The organism is Lactococcus cremoris subsp. cremoris NBRC 100676, from assembly GCF_001591705.1.
In the GTDB taxonomy this organism is placed as follows: Bacteria; Bacillota; Bacilli; order Lactobacillales; family Streptococcaceae; genus Lactococcus; species Lactococcus cremoris.
On record NZ_BCVK01000020.1, the window covers coordinates 19,297 to 37,185 of the forward strand.

General features: G+C 33.9%; 20 protein-coding genes. 19 read left to right on the forward strand and 1 reads right to left on the reverse strand.

The window, feature by feature from the left end; genetic code table 11:
- The first annotated feature begins 1 nt into the window (after nucleotide 1).
- The 7 genes from LLA01S_RS05005 (at nucleotide 2) to esaA (ending at nucleotide 6,230) form a co-directional block, all read left to right on the forward strand.
- Nucleotides 2-484 (forward strand): hypothetical protein, encoded by a 483-nt coding sequence (locus LLA01S_RS05005; RefSeq protein ID WP_031286519.1) that lies wholly within the window; start codon nucleotides 2-4, stop codon nucleotides 482-484.
- Nucleotides 485-617: 133 nt separating this feature from the next.
- On the forward strand, nucleotides 618-1,076 hold the full coding sequence (sufU, locus tag LLA01S_RS05010; protein WP_011676796.1) for a Fe-S cluster assembly sulfur transfer protein SufU: 459 nt from the start codon (nucleotides 618-620) through the stop codon (nucleotides 1,074-1,076).
- 95 nt (nucleotides 1,077-1,171) lie between these two features.
- Nucleotides 1,172-2,584 carry a Fe-S cluster assembly protein SufB gene (gene sufB, locus LLA01S_RS05015; protein ID WP_004255207.1) on the forward strand — a complete coding sequence of 471 codons (1,413 nt, stop codon included), beginning with the start codon at nucleotides 1,172-1,174 and terminating at the stop codon, nucleotides 2,582-2,584.
- A gap of 347 nt (nucleotides 2,585-2,931) precedes the next feature.
- Entirely contained in the window at nucleotides 2,932-3,222 is a 291-nt protein-coding gene (locus LLA01S_RS05020; RefSeq protein ID WP_011676794.1) for a WXG100 family type VII secretion target, read from the forward strand.
- 107 nt (nucleotides 3,223-3,329) lie between these two features.
- Complete coding sequence (essA, locus tag LLA01S_RS05025) at nucleotides 3,330-3,800, forward strand: type VII secretion protein EssA (protein ID WP_011835707.1); 471 nt, start codon at nucleotides 3,330-3,332, stop codon at nucleotides 3,798-3,800.
- A gap of 121 nt (nucleotides 3,801-3,921) precedes the next feature.
- Nucleotides 3,922-4,167, forward strand: a complete 246-nt coding sequence (locus tag LLA01S_RS05030) for a hypothetical protein (RefSeq protein ID WP_021165657.1) — start codon at nucleotides 3,922-3,924, stop codon at nucleotides 4,165-4,167.
- 62 nt (nucleotides 4,168-4,229) lie between these two features.
- On the forward strand, nucleotides 4,230-6,230 hold the full coding sequence (gene esaA / locus LLA01S_RS05035; protein ID WP_061777933.1) for a type VII secretion protein EsaA: 2,001 nt from the start codon (nucleotides 4,230-4,232) through the stop codon (nucleotides 6,228-6,230).
- On the opposite strand, the gene LLA01S_RS05040 is transcribed toward esaA, so the two are convergent.
- Nucleotides 6,231-7,121, reverse strand: a complete 891-nt coding sequence (locus LLA01S_RS05040) for an IS982 family transposase (protein WP_061777934.1) — start codon at nucleotides 7,119-7,121, stop codon at nucleotides 6,231-6,233. It abuts the gene before it with no gap.
- A 210-nt stretch (nucleotides 7,122-7,331) separates the two neighbouring features.
- Here LLA01S_RS05040 and LLA01S_RS05045 point away from each other — a divergent pair, with 210 nt between their 5' ends.
- The 12 genes from LLA01S_RS05045 to LLA01S_RS13085 form a co-directional block, all read left to right on the forward strand.
- Entirely contained in the window at nucleotides 7,332-7,901 is a 570-nt protein-coding gene (locus LLA01S_RS05045) for a biotin transporter BioY (RefSeq protein WP_011676781.1), read from the forward strand.
- A 5-nt stretch (nucleotides 7,902-7,906) separates the two neighbouring features.
- Nucleotides 7,907-8,878, forward strand: coding sequence for a biotin--[acetyl-CoA-carboxylase] ligase (locus tag LLA01S_RS05050; RefSeq protein WP_015082750.1), 972 nt, complete (start codon nucleotides 7,907-7,909; stop codon nucleotides 8,876-8,878).
- A 20-nt stretch (nucleotides 8,879-8,898) separates the two neighbouring features.
- On the forward strand, nucleotides 8,899-9,201 hold the full coding sequence (locus LLA01S_RS05055; RefSeq protein WP_011676779.1) for a CHY zinc finger protein: 303 nt from the start codon (nucleotides 8,899-8,901) through the stop codon (nucleotides 9,199-9,201).
- A 218-nt stretch (nucleotides 9,202-9,419) separates the two neighbouring features.
- A complete protein-coding gene (gene tenA, locus LLA01S_RS05060; RefSeq protein ID WP_011835701.1) occupies nucleotides 9,420-10,076 on the forward strand; it encodes a thiaminase II in 657 nt (218 codons plus the stop codon).
- Between the two features lie 387 nt (nucleotides 10,077-10,463).
- Entirely contained in the window at nucleotides 10,464-11,642 is a 1,179-nt protein-coding gene (locus LLA01S_RS05065; protein WP_011676777.1) for an SLC13 family permease, read from the forward strand.
- 172 nt (nucleotides 11,643-11,814) lie between these two features.
- Nucleotides 11,815-12,375, forward strand: coding sequence for a GNAT family N-acetyltransferase (locus LLA01S_RS05070; RefSeq protein WP_032950467.1), 561 nt, complete (start codon nucleotides 11,815-11,817; stop codon nucleotides 12,373-12,375).
- 115 nt (nucleotides 12,376-12,490) lie between these two features.
- Complete coding sequence (locus LLA01S_RS05075; RefSeq protein ID WP_061777935.1) at nucleotides 12,491-12,889, forward strand: hypothetical protein; 399 nt, start codon at nucleotides 12,491-12,493, stop codon at nucleotides 12,887-12,889.
- A 105-nt stretch (nucleotides 12,890-12,994) separates the two neighbouring features.
- Nucleotides 12,995-13,927 (forward strand): ABC transporter ATP-binding protein, encoded by a 933-nt coding sequence (locus LLA01S_RS05080; protein WP_014572202.1) that lies wholly within the window; start codon nucleotides 12,995-12,997, stop codon nucleotides 13,925-13,927.
- Nucleotides 13,924-15,285 carry an ABC transporter permease gene (locus tag LLA01S_RS05085; RefSeq protein WP_061777936.1) on the forward strand — a complete coding sequence of 454 codons (1,362 nt, stop codon included), beginning with the start codon at nucleotides 13,924-13,926 and terminating at the stop codon, nucleotides 15,283-15,285. Before LLA01S_RS05080 ends, LLA01S_RS05085 begins: the two co-directional genes overlap by 4 nt.
- Before the next feature lie 265 nt (nucleotides 15,286-15,550).
- Nucleotides 15,551-15,997: a helix-hairpin-helix domain-containing protein gene (locus LLA01S_RS05090; RefSeq protein WP_228763864.1), complete on the forward strand. Its 447-nt coding sequence runs from the start codon at nucleotides 15,551-15,553 to the stop codon at nucleotides 15,995-15,997.
- The gene (locus tag LLA01S_RS05095) at nucleotides 15,978-17,396 is read left to right on the forward strand and encodes a ComEC/Rec2 family competence protein (RefSeq protein WP_228764444.1); all 1,419 of its coding nucleotides are present in this window, start codon (nucleotides 15,978-15,980) and stop codon (nucleotides 17,394-17,396) included. Before LLA01S_RS05090 ends, LLA01S_RS05095 begins: the two co-directional genes overlap by 20 nt.
- On the forward strand, nucleotides 17,393-17,889 hold a 497-nt coding region (locus tag LLA01S_RS13085), incomplete at its 3' end, for an MBL fold metallo-hydrolase (protein WP_255209971.1). The genes LLA01S_RS05095 and LLA01S_RS13085, both read left to right, overlap by 4 nt.

Genomic DNA, 17,889 nt, shown 5'->3' on the forward strand with positions numbered 1-17,889 from the left:
TATGCTTAATTGGGTCGCCTCCCTCCCACTTTGGTTGGCAACCACTTTCTTATTCGTTATTGTTTTCTTTAGAGCTCAATGTACCTTTTGGCTAGGAAAATTGAGTTACCATGGAATATTAAAAACAAAGTGGGGCAAAAAGCTTGAAAAAAATTCAGAAACCTCCTCTGGAATTATAGCCATTCAACGGATTGGTTGGCCAATTATTCCCCTCTCCTTTTTAACGGTTGGTTTTCAAACTGCTGTTCAATTTGGAGCGGGTTTAACAAACTGGTCTTGGTTTAGATATACGCTTGCCGCGTTACCAGGTTATCTAGCATGGGGCTTCATTTATGCTATTGGAGGGCTCAGCCTTTTTCGCTCACTTGTTCAAGGCTCGGTTGGCTTACTTATACTATTTGTTATCATTATTTTAGCGGTAGTGATTGCAGCGAATCTTGTCCTTCGATATATTCGTAAAAATGGGATAAAGACCGATGACTAAATTAGCAAAAAGTAATTGACAGAAAATTTATTGACTAATAATAATTCTGTCAGTAATTATGAATAGATTTCAATTTTTTTCAAAAATAAATCAAAACAATATATAAAAATTAGAAAAAAGAAAGTGTGAAAGCGTGGCTTTATCTAAATTAGATAATCTATATCGTGCAGTCATTCTCGACCATTCATCAAATCCGCGTCATGCTGGTGAATTACATACAGGTTGTATGATTGATCTTAATAATCCAACTTGTGGAGATGTCATTCGACTGACTGTTGAATTTGAAGGAGATGTGATTTCAAACATTGCCTTTAGCGGTCATGGTTGCACAATTTCAACAGCTTCAGCCTCAATGATGACAGTGGCAGTTCTTGGAAAAACCAAAGAAGAAGCCAAAGAGTTGGCAACTATTTTTTCAGCAATGGTAACAGGAGAAACTGACGAACGTCAAGAAGCACTTGGAGATGCTCAATTTCTTGCGGGTGTCAGTAAATTTCCAGCTCGGGTAAAATGTTCAACCCTAGCTTGGAATGCTCTAAAAAAAGCCATTGATTTTGGTGAAGCACAAGAAACAGTAATTCATGGTGAATAGCTAAAATTTACTGACAGATTTTTTATCAGTAAATTAAAGACTTGTCAGCTAGGCTGAAAAGTCTGTCAATAATAAAATGCCAAAGAGGAAGAAAAATGACAGAAAATAGTACACAAGAAGTTGTCAAAGACCTCGAAGAATATAAATTTGGATTTCATGATAATGCAGAACTTGAATTCACAACCGGTTTAGGCTTGACCGAGGAAGTCATTCGCGAAATTTCTGAAACTAAAAACGAGCCTGAATGGATGTTAGAATTTCGCTTAAAATCTTTTGAAGCTTTTAAAAAGCTAGACATGCCAAAATGGGGACCAGATTTATCTGGTATTGATTTTAATGATATCGTTTATTATCAAAAACCATCAGCAAAAGCGGCTCGTTCTTGGGAGGATGTTCCTCAAGAAATCAAAGATACTTTTGAAAAAATTGGTATTCCAGAGGCTGAACGTTCATACTTAGCAGGAGCCTCAGCCCAATATGAATCAGAAGTTGTTTATCATAATATGAAAGATGAATTTGAAAAATTAGGAATTATTTTCACTGACACTGATTCAGGCTTACGTGATTATCCAGAAATTTTCAAAAAATATTTCAGCAAACTTGTTCCGCCAACTGACAACAAATTAGCAGCTTTAAATTCTGCTGTCTGGTCTGGAGGTTCATTTGTCTACGTTCCTAAAGGAGTCAAATGTGAGATTCCTATTCAAGCTTATTTCCGTATTAATAACGAAAAATCAGGGCAGTTTGAGCGGACATTGATTATTGTTGAAGAAGGAGCCTCTATTCAATATGTTGAAGGATGTACTGCCCCAACTTATTCTGCGAGCTCACTTCATGCGGCAGTCGTTGAAATCTTTGTTGAAGAGGGTGGCTACATGCGCTACTCTACCATTCAAAACTGGTCAGATAATGTTTATAACTTGGTGACTAAACGTGCGGCTGCAGAAAAAAATGCAACCGTTGAATGGATTGATGGGAATCTTGGTTCAAAAGTATCCATGAAATATCCTGCTGTGCATTTAAATGGGCCAGGAGCGCGTGGAACAATGCTTTCAATCGCTTTTGCTGGAGCAAATCAAAATCAAGATACAGGTGCTAAAATGATTCATAATGCACCAAATACTTCAAGCTCAATTATTTCAAAATCAATTGCCAAAAATGGTGGAGCAGTCAATTATCGCGGGCAAGTTACTTTTGGGAAAAATTCTAAAAAATCAGCTTCTCATATTGAATGTGACACAATTTTGATGGACGACTTATCAAAATCAGATACCGTTCCATTCAATGAAATTCACAATTCACAAGTTGCCTTAGAGCATGAAGCGAAAGTTTCAAAAATTTCTGAAGAACAACTTTATTACTTGATGAGTCGTGGATTGACAGAAAAAGAAGCCACAGATATGATTGTCATGGGATTCATTGAACCATTTACCAAGGAATTACCAATGGAATATGCTGTTGAATTAAATCGTTTGATTTCTTATTCAATGGAAGGTTCTATCGGGTAAAATTCCCAAAAATCAGTACAAGTTACAGATTTATAATTTTAAAAATACTATTAAACGTTTCTTTATTAATAAGAAGCGTTTTTTTGTTGTTATCAAACCATTTGGGAAAATAGTAAGAAGTGGCAAATAAGAATATCGGTAAAGAAAGCATCAAAAAGTAATGTAATAGAAATTATTTGTCTGTTTTAGTTCTTTTAGTTTTCGTTTTAAGAACAAAAAAATTATTGACATAACAAATCCGTTGTGATAAAATAAACTTGTAAAAAATTGGGGGTCTATATAACATATTTGTTAGAAAATGAGTTGTATTGATTACAAAAACATTAATTTTTTAAGGAGAATTTAAAATGGGAGCTATTTCCGTAACGCCTGCTGAGCTAAAACACCAAGCACAAGTTTACATTCAATCTAAAGAGCAAATTGAACAAGCCATTCAACGAGTGAATTCTATGAATTCTACAATTGCTGAAGAGTGGAAAGGTCAAGCCTTTCAAGCATACTTAGAACAATATAATCAATTAGAACAAAATGTTCGTAAATTTGAAGAATTGCTCGAAAGTATCAACCAACAGTTGAATAAATATGCTGATACTGTTGAAGAACGCGATGCACAAGATGCTCAAAGTTTTGGATTTTAATGATGAGCACCCCCTGCGGTGCTCTTTTATTTTGGCTCTTTCTAAAGGTAGATATGAAAAGGGGCAAGGAGTATAGGGCCTCATAAACCTTATTTTATGGAGATTAAATGAAAAAACGAAAAGTATTTTTAATATTTAGTGGACTATTCTTGTTTTTTTATAGTCCTTTTGTTGTTTTAGCTGATAGTGATGGAAGTTTACAGCTTAACTCTGACATGATTACTACTCAATCAGGAGCTGGTTCTAGTACCTCAGATTTTGCTATTCGCTCTCAACTTTTCTCAAAAGATTTAGATAAGAAAACACAAGAAAAAGCCAGAAATACTGAAGAAGCAACAAAGCATGTTAATGATATAGACTTCAGTAAAAAAAGTCAAAATAAACTCTATAAAACGAATTATCAAAGTCTTAAAACGAAATTATTTAGAGATTATAGTCAGACAAATGTAGCATCAACTGAATCGAAGAAAGACTCTAAGAATAATGGAATGTTAATACTTTTACTTCTGACATTACCATTAATGATTTTAACCGGATATGTTGCTAGAAGTTTGACACGTAGAAAGAGAAGGAAATAATGAAAGACTGACGTTAAGTCTTCTGACGGGATGTAAAGGATCCAAAAATATTCAAGGTACTTGGCATGCTCAAAATGGTGATGAAAGAAATTTAACTCTTAAATTTACTGACAAGAAAGTAATGATAGAGGGAGATGAGTACAAATATACTCAAAATGCGATTGGAATAGAAAATGGCATAAGGTATTATGGAATAGAAGAAAATGGAAAAAATTATAGTATTATCTTTCCAGAAAAAGATAAAAATATTGCTCTGATGATTGAACCAGAATCAACAGATAATTATTTCCGAGGAACACTGATATTTGCAATGAACAAAAAAGAAAATCCCAGTTATAGTGAATATGCAGAGCGATATATAAACTAAATGATATTTAAATTCTTATTATTTTTTACGAGAAACGACTATCTGAGGAAGAGGAAAGTTTTATGAATAAACAATTAGATAAAAAAATGAAAAAAAGACATTGGATAATTATTACATCCTTACTTGTCGCTCTTATCGCCCTTTTAGGCGTCTTTGTTTACTTGACTATTAGAACTAAAAAGAAAGAAGTTGTTGCAAAACCAACGATTGCCCTTGTTAATGAGGACACTGCTTCAAGTTTTAATAAAAAAGACTATAACTTTGGGAAAGATTTTGTAAGTTTGGTATCTGGAGATTCTAAATATAACTGGCAAGTGGTATCTCGTTCTGTAGCTGACCGTGCTTATGCAGATAAATCAGTTGATGCGGTGATTTATATTCCACAAGCTTTTTCACATGATATTTTGACTTTGGAAGATATTAATCCAATCAAATCACAAGTTAATTATAAGTTGCAGTTTAGTCAATCTGCTTTGTCACAAAATGTGCTAAATGATAAAATTACGAGTGTTTTGAAAGATTTCAATCAAAACATTGTTAAAATGTACTATGCTTCTGTGGCAGGTAATATCTCAGAAGCACAGAATAATATGAATGATGTGATTACGAATCAAGGAAATGTCTTAACTAATCTGTCTAATGATGTCTATGGTCCTTTTCAGTCAACAACACAAAATTATTCTTCTGTTATTTCTGCTGCCAATGGCTTGAAATCAGAAAATAGCGCGTGGATTTCGTCTCAAAATAGTTTTACAAAATCTACTCAGTCAATGCTTGATTCCACAAGCAAAACATTTACAAGCCAATTAACGGGTTTGAAACAGTATTTTGATACACAAAAACAAATTGCTGATGTCAATCTTAAAAATGGTAATAAAGGAATTACTGATCAATCGGAAGATGACCAAAAAGTGTATTTTAAACAGTTTGATGATTTACACTCTGGTACGCTCAATAATCTCTTTAATTTCTATAAAAAAGATGATTCAAGCGAAAAAGGTGTCTTAACTAATCTGCAAAATCAAGTGAAGGATTATAATACGCTAATTACGGGAGTTCATGATGATATTAATAGCCAAATTGATAGTCTCACAGCTAACCGAGATCATTTAATTGATTTGGAAAACAAACTTTACACACAATTTTTTGCTCAAACTAACCCAGACTTAAATAATTCAAACTTCAATGATTCAAAAATAGCAAGTGATTACCAAAAGGACGAAAATGCAAGGGAGGCTCTTGCTCAAAACTTAATAAGTTCATTTGGGCAAACTGATAGCTTTGGCTCAACCGATTATATGGACAAATTAAATGATTCAGTGTCCAACATCGCGTGGACAAGTCAAGATTATTCAGCTTTGTTTACTGCCATGCATAAAAAAGGAATCAGTACAGCTAAATATGAAAATGAACTAGATTTGATTAATCGTTATGGAAGTGTAAATCCTGGTCTAACACCTGCACAAGCGAAATTTGGTGATGCCCCTTCTAATAATAATACAGAGCAAACTTTTACAAAAAAATTAAAAATTACTGTACCTGCAGGTGTAAATTATTCTCTTAATCTCAACTATCCAGCTGATGTGCAAGTCACATATGATGTCAATTCTTCCGTTGATAATAAAGAGGCTAAAATTATAGAAACTGCAGGGACTGATGATCTCACACTTTATAACAAAGATCATATCACGACTAATCCCGATGGTACAACAAAAAATGAAGATAATACTTCTGTTGCTACATTCACCATTCAATATAATGTTTCTTTAGGGCAAACTACAGGAGCTAAGGTGAAATTTTCGTGGGGTGAAACGGGGAATGAAAATGTTACTTCTGAAAAGTACATACTTTGTCCAGCAAATGAAATTTCAGAATATCTAGGAGGAAATAATTTTGGAGATATTGCAGAACTATTAAGCCAAATTGATGATACTGCTAATCTGATTACTTGGATTTATGGAAAACCAAACTATGATTTGGACGATATGTTAAGAAAACTTCCAAATTCTGCAACCCTTGAAGATTTTAAAAATTTATCTAAAGAGACCCGAATTGCTAGTTGATTATTTAGGCATGACTTGATACCCGATAGAATATCTTAAAGTCTCTGGTTCCAGTGATTTAGCTGATTTTAACAGTAAAGAATACGCTAAAAGTATCATCTCTAATTTCAATTGAAAACCTTGAGGCGAACGACTTTTACAACGCTCAGCTCCTAGATTTGTCAAAAAAGAGAAAACTCGCTCAATCACTTTTCTACGTTTTGAAAAATTAGGGAAAAGGATTTTCTTTTGCTTCATGTTCTTCCTGACAGGTGTCATTAGATCAATTCCTTTTAATTTCAGCCTATCATGCAGTGACTGACCTAGATATCCCATATCTCCAAGGACTGTTGGTGTCCCAAATTGACTCAACACTTCCTCGGTCATTGAACTATCAGCCATTGAAGCAGGAGTAATTGTGTAGTCTATGACATAGCCTGATTCACTGACTAAAGCATGACATTTACATCCATAGAAGTACTGTCCCTTTGTAGCATTGTAGCCAACATTTGCATAATCTCCAAGACCTTTGCTTCTGAAATTACGAATAGGCTGACACAAAGGAATGGGGAAGCTGTCAATAATGGATACACTAATTCCTTCAACCTCTTTAAAGACGAGTGCTTGGCGAATGACTTGGATACTCGGTAAGAGGGCATTACAACGGCAGACAAAGCGAGAATATTCTAGGAAATTAGGAAATAAACTTTGAGCCAATTGGTGCTTAGCTTTAAGCGTTTCACTAAAATGCAGTACGCCCCATAGGTAACAAGCGATAACTAAGCAATCTGATGTTGCGAGATGGACGTTCTTTCGGTTTTGAACCTCAAGGGGAACCCTCGTTTGATAAAGCGTCTCAATGGTTGTCAGTAAATAAACAAAAACTTTTGGAAGTGTCCTGAACTGTGCTATTATAAGTCATATAAGTCGTGCGCTTTCTAATGCTTAGTGCTTTAAGATTAGGATAGCACGACTTATTTATTTTCCAATGAAATTAACTAGCAATTCGGGTATAATTTTAAAAACAGTTAACCAAAATTTGATTATAGGGTTACTATTTGATATGATACCAGTATAATAAAAAAATCTTTTATTGTAAAATATAAAATTAGGAGTAACAACATGACTAACAATCAGAAAGTCAAAACATTAACTTATTCAGCCTTTATGACTGCTTTTATTATTATCTTGGGATTTTTACCAGGAATTCCAATTGGTTTTATTCCAGTTTCAATCATTCTTCAGAATATGGGGATAATGATGGCAGGGGGGCTTCTTGGCCCTAAATATGGTACAATTTCGGTAGGTGCTTTTCTTGCTTTAGCTTTAATTGGTTTACCTGTTCTGACAGGAGGGAATGGTGGTGCGGCTAGTTTCTTAGGGCCTTCAGGTGGTTATCGAATAGCCTGGCTCTTTACCCCATTTTTAATTGGCTTTTTCCTAAAGAAATTAAAAATTACGACTTCCCAAAATTGGTTTGGAGAGTTAATAATTGTTTTATTATTTGGGGTTATTTTTGTGGATTTTGTTGGTGCAATCTGGCTATCTTTTCAATCTAATATTCCACTATTAACTTCTTTAATTTCTAACTTAGTTTTTATTCCAGGAGACTGTATCAAAGCCATTTTAACGGTCGTCATCGTTCGACGTCTTAGAAAGCAAGGAGGTTTTGAACTTTATTTTAGAAAGTGATAGTTATGCAAACAACAAAACAATTTGTCTTGTTAGAACTTCTTCGGCAAAAAGGAAATTGGGTTTCAGGAGATGAATTAGCAGAAGAGCTAAATATTAGTCGTGAAAGTATTTGGAAAGCAATCAATACTTTAAAACGTAAAGGAAATCAGATTGTCAGCCGAAAAAATTTAGGATATAAGTATATTGGCAATGAATCATTAGACGAAGATACGATAAATTTTTATAGTGGAATGAAATTTGAAAATGATATTTTCGTTTTTGATGAAGTGACTTCTACACAGGAAGTGGCAAAACAATATTTGACGACTCATGAGGTCAAACAGCCGCTTGTTTTTGTTGCGAATAATCAATCTCAAGGACATGGGAGGCGCGGTCGAAAATTTTATTCGCCAAGTGATACTGGACTATATTTTAGTCTTATTTTACCTAATCCCAGCCATGATATTTTGAAAATAGGTTTATTGACTACAAGTACTGCTGTTGCCGTGGTCAAAGTACTTGAAAAATTTTATGAGGATAAAAACTTTAAGTTAAAGTGGGTTAATGATATTTATCTAGATACTTATAAAGTGGGAGGTATTATCACAGAAGCGGCTTTAGATTTAGAATCGAGTTCTGCTAGCAATTTTATTATGGGAATTGGCTTAAATTTGGCAACTAAGGAATTTCCAGATGAGTTATTAGGAAAAGTGAAAGGAATTAATCCCAATATAAATATAGACCGGAATCAATTGATTGCAGAAATGGCTCAGGAAGTAATTGCTAATTTTTCAAATTATACTCACCCGAACTTGATTGAAGAATATCGCAAGCGCTCTTTATTAGTCGGAAAAGAGGTTACTTTGAAATTAGGAACGAGTTCTGTCAAAGGAGAAGTACAAGGAATTGCTGATGACGGAAGTTTAGTACTCAAAGGGGATTCAGGAAAGCTACAATCTTTCACGAGTGGTGAGGTTATAAAAGTTGATTGGTAAGAGAAGTAGGAGATATACTATTGGAAAAAATTTGGGGAAAAGTGGTAGATGATGAGGGAAGATGCAGTCATTACCATCAAGAAAATGATATTGTTGCATTAAAATGTTCTGGCTGTGAAAAATATTTTTCATGTTATGAATGTCATGACGAACTAGAAAATCATCAATTTGTGGCTACTGAAAAAGAAGATTTTCCAGTACTTTGTGGTCATTGTAAAACAAGGCTGAATTTTAATGATTATTCACAAGGTTATTGTATCAATTGTAAAGCTGTCTTTAATCCAAATTGTCATCGCCATTGGAAAATTTATTTTAAATCATAAATTCTTTTTTTTATAAAATTTATCAAAGGTCAAGTTATTCTTGAAGTTTTAATAAATTTTAAATTAATAACAAAGGATATAGGCCGATAAAATGAAGTCTAAACAAAGTGTATAATCTAGATTTTTGCACATTGTTCCATTTAAAAAATGGTATAATCTGCAAAACTGTTATATATAAAATACTTTTTAACTTATGGAAAACTTTAAGGAAAATGAAAATGTTATTTACTGAATTAGCAAGAGAAAAGTCAGCAAAATATTGGGAAATGAGTTTTGAACACCCTTTTATCGAAGGTTTAGTGACGGGGAACTTATCTTCTGATGTTTTCCGATATTACTTACTTCAAGATCGCTATTATTTAGAGCACTTTAGTAAGCTCTATCTTTATATTGCGGAAAAAACTGAGGATAAAATGATTCGAGAACATTTAAAATTAAATGCAGAAGAATTAAAAGAAGGTGAAATATTCATTCGAGAAGGTTTTTTTAGGGACTTAGACATTACCGAGCAAGAAATTTCAGAAACCGCTATTGCTCCAACTGCTTATCATTATGTTTCTCATATGTATCGTCAGCTCGTTGATGGTACGGTTAATACGGCTATTGCTGGAATGTTGCCTTGCGCTTGGCTTTATCATGAGATTGGACTTCGTTTGATTGATAGGGGTTCTTCTAACGCCTTATACCAACGATGGATTGAAACATACGCGAGTGAAGAGGCTGCGGCACAAATCGAAAAAGAGTGTGCCATTATCAATCAACTTTATCAAGAAAGTAATGAGTCAGAACGTGAAAAAATGCTTGAAGCTTTTGTGATTAGCAGTAAGATGGAATACGAATTTTGGGAAATGTCGATGAACTTAGAAAAATGGTAATTTTTCGGGAATAAGTGAGAAATATCGATATGACTTATAATGTAAAAAAAACATTAATTTTATTTCAGTTATTTCTTGCAAACGGATACACAAAATGTTAGAATATGTTTATCCTTATAGGAAAACGTTTACCTTTAAGTCATGGTTACGTTACTAAGCTATAGCGAGTAGCTTAATTTCTTTCAGATCCCTCCTAGTCAGGGGGATTTTTTATTTTGTGAAATATAAAATTTTAAGATGATTATCTCGTCAAAATAATGAATCTATTGAGTCAAGATGTTCACTTGAAAATAATTCGCTTTTAAGTGAGAAAAAGCTTGTCACTGTTATCTTTAGATGTTATAATTTATTGTGGTGCAAAATTTTATATGCTAGTTAGGAGAAGTAGTGGAACATTCAGCTACTCAGCGCGAATCCCAAAAAATCTGGACGGCCATTAAAAACTGGTTTCTAGTGGACAAAGTTTTTCTGATTTCGTTTATTATTGCAATTATTGCCATTAGTTTGGGTGGAGTGACAACTCGTTTTTTCAATTATCATGTCATTGTTACGGTTTCAGGATTGATGCTTGTCATTGGTGGTTTTAAGGAAACAGGATTGTTACAGTATTTGGGACAGACCTTAGTCAAAAGAAGTACAACAACGCGTCAGCTTGTTCGATTTACGACGCTACTTACCTTCTTTTTAGCCGTTTTTTTTACAAACGATTTAACAATTTTGACGGTTTTACCGCTCTATTTAGCGATTACTAAAGAAATTAAAAATCGAAAATCAGTTTATATTGGGGCAGCTTTAATTGTTCCAGCTTGTCATATCGGTTCTGCCTTGCTTCCGCAAGGAAATCCGCATAATCTCTATCTTTATTCGTTTTATAAGGTAGCGGCACATCATGGTGGTGTTCCTCTGACAAATTTAGACTTTTTCAAAGGAACTGGGGCTTTATGGATTTTAGGTTTATTGATTTTGATGATTGCTTGTCAATTCATCGATAATGAGCCTTTGGTTATTGAAACTAAAGTGAATCAATTTAATAAAGTTGAAACTTCTATCTTCGTTGTTTTGATGTTGTTAATGGCAGCTTCTGTTTTTGGTTATGTGAATTTTTATCTTGCTGGAGCAGTCGTTGCTCTAGTTGTGCTAATTTATCGTCCGCGACTTTTTAAAGGAATTGATTATCATCTTTTATTTACTTTTATCTTTTTCTTTTTGATTGTGGGTAATATCGCTAATATTCATGTGTTGACTGATTTTATCAGTAATACCTTAGTTGGACCACAGGCTTCTTTTTTAGGAACCGTGATTATGAGCCAGTTTATTTCTAATATTGCGGCCCCCATCTTGATTTCGCCATTTACTCCCCATGCTGTTTCTTTGGTCCTTGGAGCTGATATTGGTGGGATTGGAACAATTGTTTCCTCTATGGCAACACTGATTGCTTATAAGGTGATTCGGATGAATGCGCGGGGCGAAACACGTGGTTTCGTAAAATATTTTACAATTGTCAATGCCGGATTTGTCCTAATTTTAACACTGATTGGTTTGATTATTGTGACACTTGTTGGTTAAAATGTAAAAGTTGGACTTTCCAACTTTTTTTATTTTTCAAAAAATTAAAAGTTACTGACAGGTCTCGTAGTCACTTTTATTTATTTTTAAGATTTATTATCTAGCGATGTGAGAAGTTCTGTCATTAGTTAATAATTGGTGTATAATAGATAAAAACTATAAAGGGGATAAGATGGAGTTTAGACTAGCAAAAAAAGCTGATGCTCAGCGACTTTTAGAGATTTATAGACCATATGTTGAAAAAATAGCCATTACTTTTGAGTACGAAGTGCCCACACTAGAAGAATTTGAAAATCGAATTGAAAAAATTGGGAGTCAATTTCCATATCTTTTAGCGATTGAAAATGGTAAAATCATTGGTTATGCCTATGCAGGGGCCTACCGTGAACGGGCGGCTTATGATTGGGTGGTCGAATTATCAATTTATTTAGATGAAAAAGAGCGACAACATGGAGCTGGAAGTGTCCTTTATCAAAAGTTACTGACAGCCTTAGCGGCACTCAATTATCAGCGGGCCTATGCTTGTATCACTTATCCAAATCCTGCTAGTGTCGCTTTCCATGAGAAATTTGGATTTCAACAAATTGGACTTTTCCCCAAGGCTGGTTATAAGTTTGAACAATGGTATGGAATTGTTTGGTTAGAATTAGCACTACAAAAATCTGACGAGATAAAGGCTACAAAATTACTGACAGATTTATCAGAAGAGGAAATAAAAAAAATCTTGGAATAATGACCAAGGTTTTTTTATTATATAAATTATAAAAGAAGTAAAACATTTTGCCTTTTGTAAGAAAATATTAAAATAAAATTAAATAAAATAAATATAAATTAGAAAGGAAGAAAAAATGAACAAATTTATCTGGTCCATTTTTATCCCAATCCTGATTTTTGCAGGACTACTGACCCTTCTGGGCTTTCTCTTAGAAACTCAGCACTTTTACTGGCTTCAAACTATTGAGCTCATTTATCTTTTTGGAAGTCTGCTCATTTCTTTTACTAGTTTTCGTATCTGGAGACTTGGCATAAAAATTCGGAGAATGAAAATATTAAAAGTATTATGGCTTTTTCTAAGTTTTGTATTTTTACTTGACTTAATTAATACTGGAGTCTATATAGCACAGGGGCGTGGCTTACTTTGGGGAATGAGTAATTATAATTCGGCTCTTCCGGCTTTCTTGGCTAGTCTGCTACTTTTAGTCTTGTGTTTTAATGGGGTGAGAAATCAAATGAAAACGGTAAAATAAAAAGACAAAATTAATAAATTTTTGTCTTACCTATTCAAAGAAAAGTAGGTGAAAAGTGAAAATAAAATGATATAATTAGAAAAAAAGGGAAGTGTAAGGAAAATTATGACATTAAAGATTGACAAAGTTCGCAAAAGCTTTGGAGACAAAATTGCTGTTGACAATCTCAATATGGTGGTTAAACCAGGCGAAGTTATGGGCTTAATTGGTCAAAATGGTGCAGGTAAAACAACAACTTTTCGGATGATTCTTAATTTTATATCAGCTGACCAAGGAAGAATTACTTGGAAAGATGGCCCGATAAATCAAGAAATTAAACAAAAAATTGGTTTTTTACCCGAAGAGCGAGGTCTCTATCAAAAAATGACGGTAGAGGATCAAATCCTTTATTTTGCCGAACTACATGGGATGAAACGGGCAGATGCACGTCTAAAACTTCAAGATTGGATGAAACGCTTAGAAGTTGTTGGAAAACCAATGGATAAAGTTCAGACGCTCTCAAAAGGGAATGCCCAAAAAATTCAATTTATCGCAACCTTGATTCATGAACCTGAATTTTTGATTTTAGACGAACCATTCACAGGACTTGATCCTGTAAATACAGAACTTTTGCGAAATGAAATTAAGCGAAGTCGTGATAAGGGAGCAGCAGTTATTTTCTCTAATCATAATATGAGTGATGTTGAGCTCTTATCTGACCACTTGCTGATGCTAAAAGGTGGGCAAACGATATTGAATGGTACAGTTGAAGATATCAGAGCTTCTTATGGTCGGACCCGTGTTTATTTGGAGTCGGACCTATCAAATGATGAACTCTCCTTGATTTCAGGAGTTGAGTCAATTGAAAAAAGAGGGAGTGGCCGTTCGATTAAAATTTCTGAAGCAAATGTTGGTCGTGAAATTTTTCAAAAAGTAGCCAAAGATGGCTATGTTCAAGCCTTTGTTCAATCCCCTCCCTCCCTTGATGAAATTTTCCGAATGGAAGTGGCTGAGCATGATCAAGAAGACCTAAGCGCGAAAAGTGGGGTGGCGAAATGAAAAATCAAACTTGGCTTGTTGCAAAAAATATTTATCGTAGTCGCATCAAAGGAGTTGGTTTTTGGGCTCTCGTTCTTTCTCCTTTTTTATTAGGAGCAGTCTACTTAGTTATTGGTTTGGTCATCAGTAGCGGGGCCAATCAAACCCCACAATTGGCGGTCGTGGATAATCCTGCTTTAACTCAAATTCTTTCTAAAAATGAGAGTTTAAAAGCTGATATTAAAAATGAATCTTCTTTAAAGGAGGCTAAAAATGAGCTTTCTGAAGGGAGGATTGATGGGTTTTTGACTGTTGAAGATGGGGCTTACACCATTGTTACGGACAATAAATCAAGTGTCAAATTTGACCAAACAAGTTTTCAAGCAGCACTAACTCAAGTTAATATATCAAAGACAGCTCAGCGTTTAAATCTATCTGCGGCTGATGTTCAAGAATTGCTCAGTCCAGCTAAATTTACGATGAAAACTCAGACAAGTTCTGGGCAAAAATCAACAGGAAATTCTCAGACTGGGGCAAATATTGCCATTGGTTCAATTGCTTCGATTTTAATTTTCACATTGATGATGATGTATGTGGGAATTATAGGGCAAGAAATTGGTAATGAGAAATCAAGCCGGATTATGGAGACTTTACTTGCGGCAACAAGCTCAAATGTGCAGTATTATGGGAAAATTATCGGTGTTATTTTACTTCTGACCACTCAGCTTGGAATTTACGTTCTCGGATTTGGAGTTGCTTATCCATTCATCAGAAATTTAGACCAAATCAAAGCAATTGGTGAAATGCTTTCAGGCATTACCTTTGGTTTTGGAATTTATTTAGTCGCGATGTCATTGGTTGGAATTTTGGGTTATCTTATTCTTGCTTCAATTGTGGCTTCTTTAGTGAATGAACAAGCCCAAGTTCAACAAGCTACTCAGCCAATTGCCTTTTTAGCGATGATTGGATACATTGGTGGTATTGCAGGCTCAACTGTACCTGGAAATATTGTTTTAAAAGTGCTTAGTTTTATACCTTTTATTAGTCCAACTTTGATGACTAGTCGTTTAGCCATCCAATACTCAACCACTACAGAAGCCTGGATTGCTCTTGGCTTACAGTTACTAGCCAATCTGGCAATAGCTAAGGCTGGAGAGAAAATTTATGCGCGTAATGTGCTTTCTTATAGCGATGAGAAGATTATGAGTCAACTCTTTAAAGGACTGACAGGAAGACAGGCAAAGCGAAAAAATGCTGACAAAGTGGTCAGTGAAAATGGAGAAAAGAAAAATCCTTGGCGACGCAATTCACCATTAAGACTGGCTCTTGTTATCTTAATTATTCTAATTATCTTGGCTTACCGGTTCATTTTTAAATAAAAACATTAATAATTTAACTCTTGGAAACTTTTCAAGAGTTTTTTCGTATATAAAAGTATGGAAAAAATTTTAGATAAATTAAAAGAATACTGGAAAATAATGCTTTTAGTTGTTTGTGCACTTATTGCTGGTGGAATTTTTATATATTTTCACCAATTCACCAAAGCAAGCTGAAAATCTGTCAGTAGAAAATTTGAGCTCTAGTTCTACCAAAAGCTCTGTCAGTAAATTTAATAGCAGCAGTGAAAAAAATAAAAACGAAATTATGGTTGATTTGAAAGGAGCGGTTGCAAAACCTAATGTATACCAAATTTCGTCAGATGAGCGCCTTGTTGATTTAATTAGGCAAGCGGGAGGATTTACTGACCAAGCAGACCAAAAATCAATCAATCTGTCAGCGAAACTTAAAGATGAAGAAGTGATTTATGTACCAAAACTTGGGGAAAGTTCAAGTTCAGAAAGTACTGACAGTCCTATTAGCAGCTCTGTCAGTAATCAAGTTTCAACGACAAGTGGTCCAAAAATAAATATCAATAAAGCAGACCTGACAGAATTACAAAAACTGACTGGAATTGGTCAAAAAAAAGCGCAAGATATTATTGATTTTCGCATGAAAAATGGTGACTTTAAATCAATAGAGGATTTGGGTAAAGTATCTGGCTTTGGGGATAAAACATTAGAAAAATTGAAAGATGAGATTTCTATTGATTAAATTTCCCCTGATTTTTCTAACTTATCTTGTTGTGCTACTTTATTTTTGTATCTTTACTTACAATTTACCCTTGCTTATTTTATTTATTTGCTCAATTTTACTAGCTTTATTCAGAAAATATTATCTAATGATTCCGATATTAATTGTTTTTGCTGTATTTTTTCTGTTAATCAATAGTCTTAGTATTAGGGATAATGAAAATCAACCAAAAAATCTCTCAAAAATTGAATTAATTCCAGATACAATCCAAGTCAATGGTGATTTATTGAGTTTTCAGGGGAGAATGAATGGACAAAAATATCAAGTCTATGACACATTGAAAAGTCTAAAAGAGAAAGGGTTTTATCAGAACTTAAGTCAAAATTGTCAGTTAAGTTTCACAGGAAACCTTGAAATACCAGAAACTCAGCGAAATTTTAATGGTTTTGATGACCAAAAATATTTAACTAGTCAAAATATCTATCGACAGATTACCATCCAACAAATTACAAATGTGGAAATAAAAAAGAATTTTGACCTTCATACTTTAAGGCGAAAGGCAATTGTTTGGACACAAAATCATTTTCCAAAACCGATGAGTGACTATATGACGGGTTTGCTTTTTGGCTTTTTAAGTAAGGATTTTAATCAGATGAGCGATATTTACAGCTCTTTAGGAATTATTCATCTTTTTGCTCTATCAGGAATGCAAGTAAATTTTTTTATTGATTGGTTTCGTAAAATACTTCTTCGCATGGGACTGACGAGAGAAAGAGTGAATCTTGTTCAAATTCCATTTTCTATTTTTTATGCTTTTATGACGGGATTATCGGTTTCAGTTTTAAGAGCCCTTTTTCAAAAAAATATTCGTCTGACTTCTTTGGATAATATCGCAGTTACGACATTAGTTTTGATGCTCATAAGTCCAAAATTTTTACTGACGACTGGTGGTCAGCTTACCTTGTTTTATGCTTTTGTCATTTCGATGCTTAATCATCCTTTTTCTAATTTAAATGGATTGAAAAAAGTGCTGACAGAATCATCAGTCCTTTCACTTTGTGTTCTTCCGTTACTCATCTTTGATTTCCATATTTTTCAGCCTCTTTCAATATTATTAACAATTATATTTGGTTTTCTTTTTGATTTTATGTTGCTCCCGCTGCTTTTATGCTGTTTTCTTATATCATTTTTGGGATTTTCGCTCAATTTAAATTATATTTTTCAAATTCTAGAATGGCTAGTTTATAAAGTTGATTTACCCTTACATTACCCCTTTGTTTTGGGGAAACCTAGTTCACTCGAATTAATTATTCTATTTGTGTTAATTGGTTTATTCGTAGATTCATTTTCTCATAAAAAAAGGAGATTTTTTTTAATTGGATTTATATTTTTATTTTTTTCATCACTAAAAATCCAATGAGAGCAAGCATTACAGCAGTTGATATCGGACAAGGAGATAGTATTTTTCTACAAGATAAGTTTAATAAAGAAAACATTCTGATTGATACTGGGGGACGACTTGCTCTTCCTCAAAAAAATTGGCAAAAAGCGCAGATGCAATCAAATGCTGACAAAACGCTTATCCCTTATTTAGAATCCATGGGGGTGGCTCATATTGACCAACTTATTCTGACTCATACAGATGCTGACCATGTTGGCGATTTCTTGTCCTTAGCTGATAAAATAAAAATAAGAGAAATCTGGATCAGTCCGGGAGAATTAACCAACATTAGTTTTGTGGAAAAATTAAAAAAAGCAAAAATTCCGATTCATGTTAGTAAAGTTGGGGATAAAATTCCGATTTTTGATAGTTTTCTTCAAGTTTTATCAAATGGTTACACTAAAAAAGGAAATAATAATGATTCCATAGTGACTTATGGAAACTTTTACCATACAAAATTTCTTTTTACAGA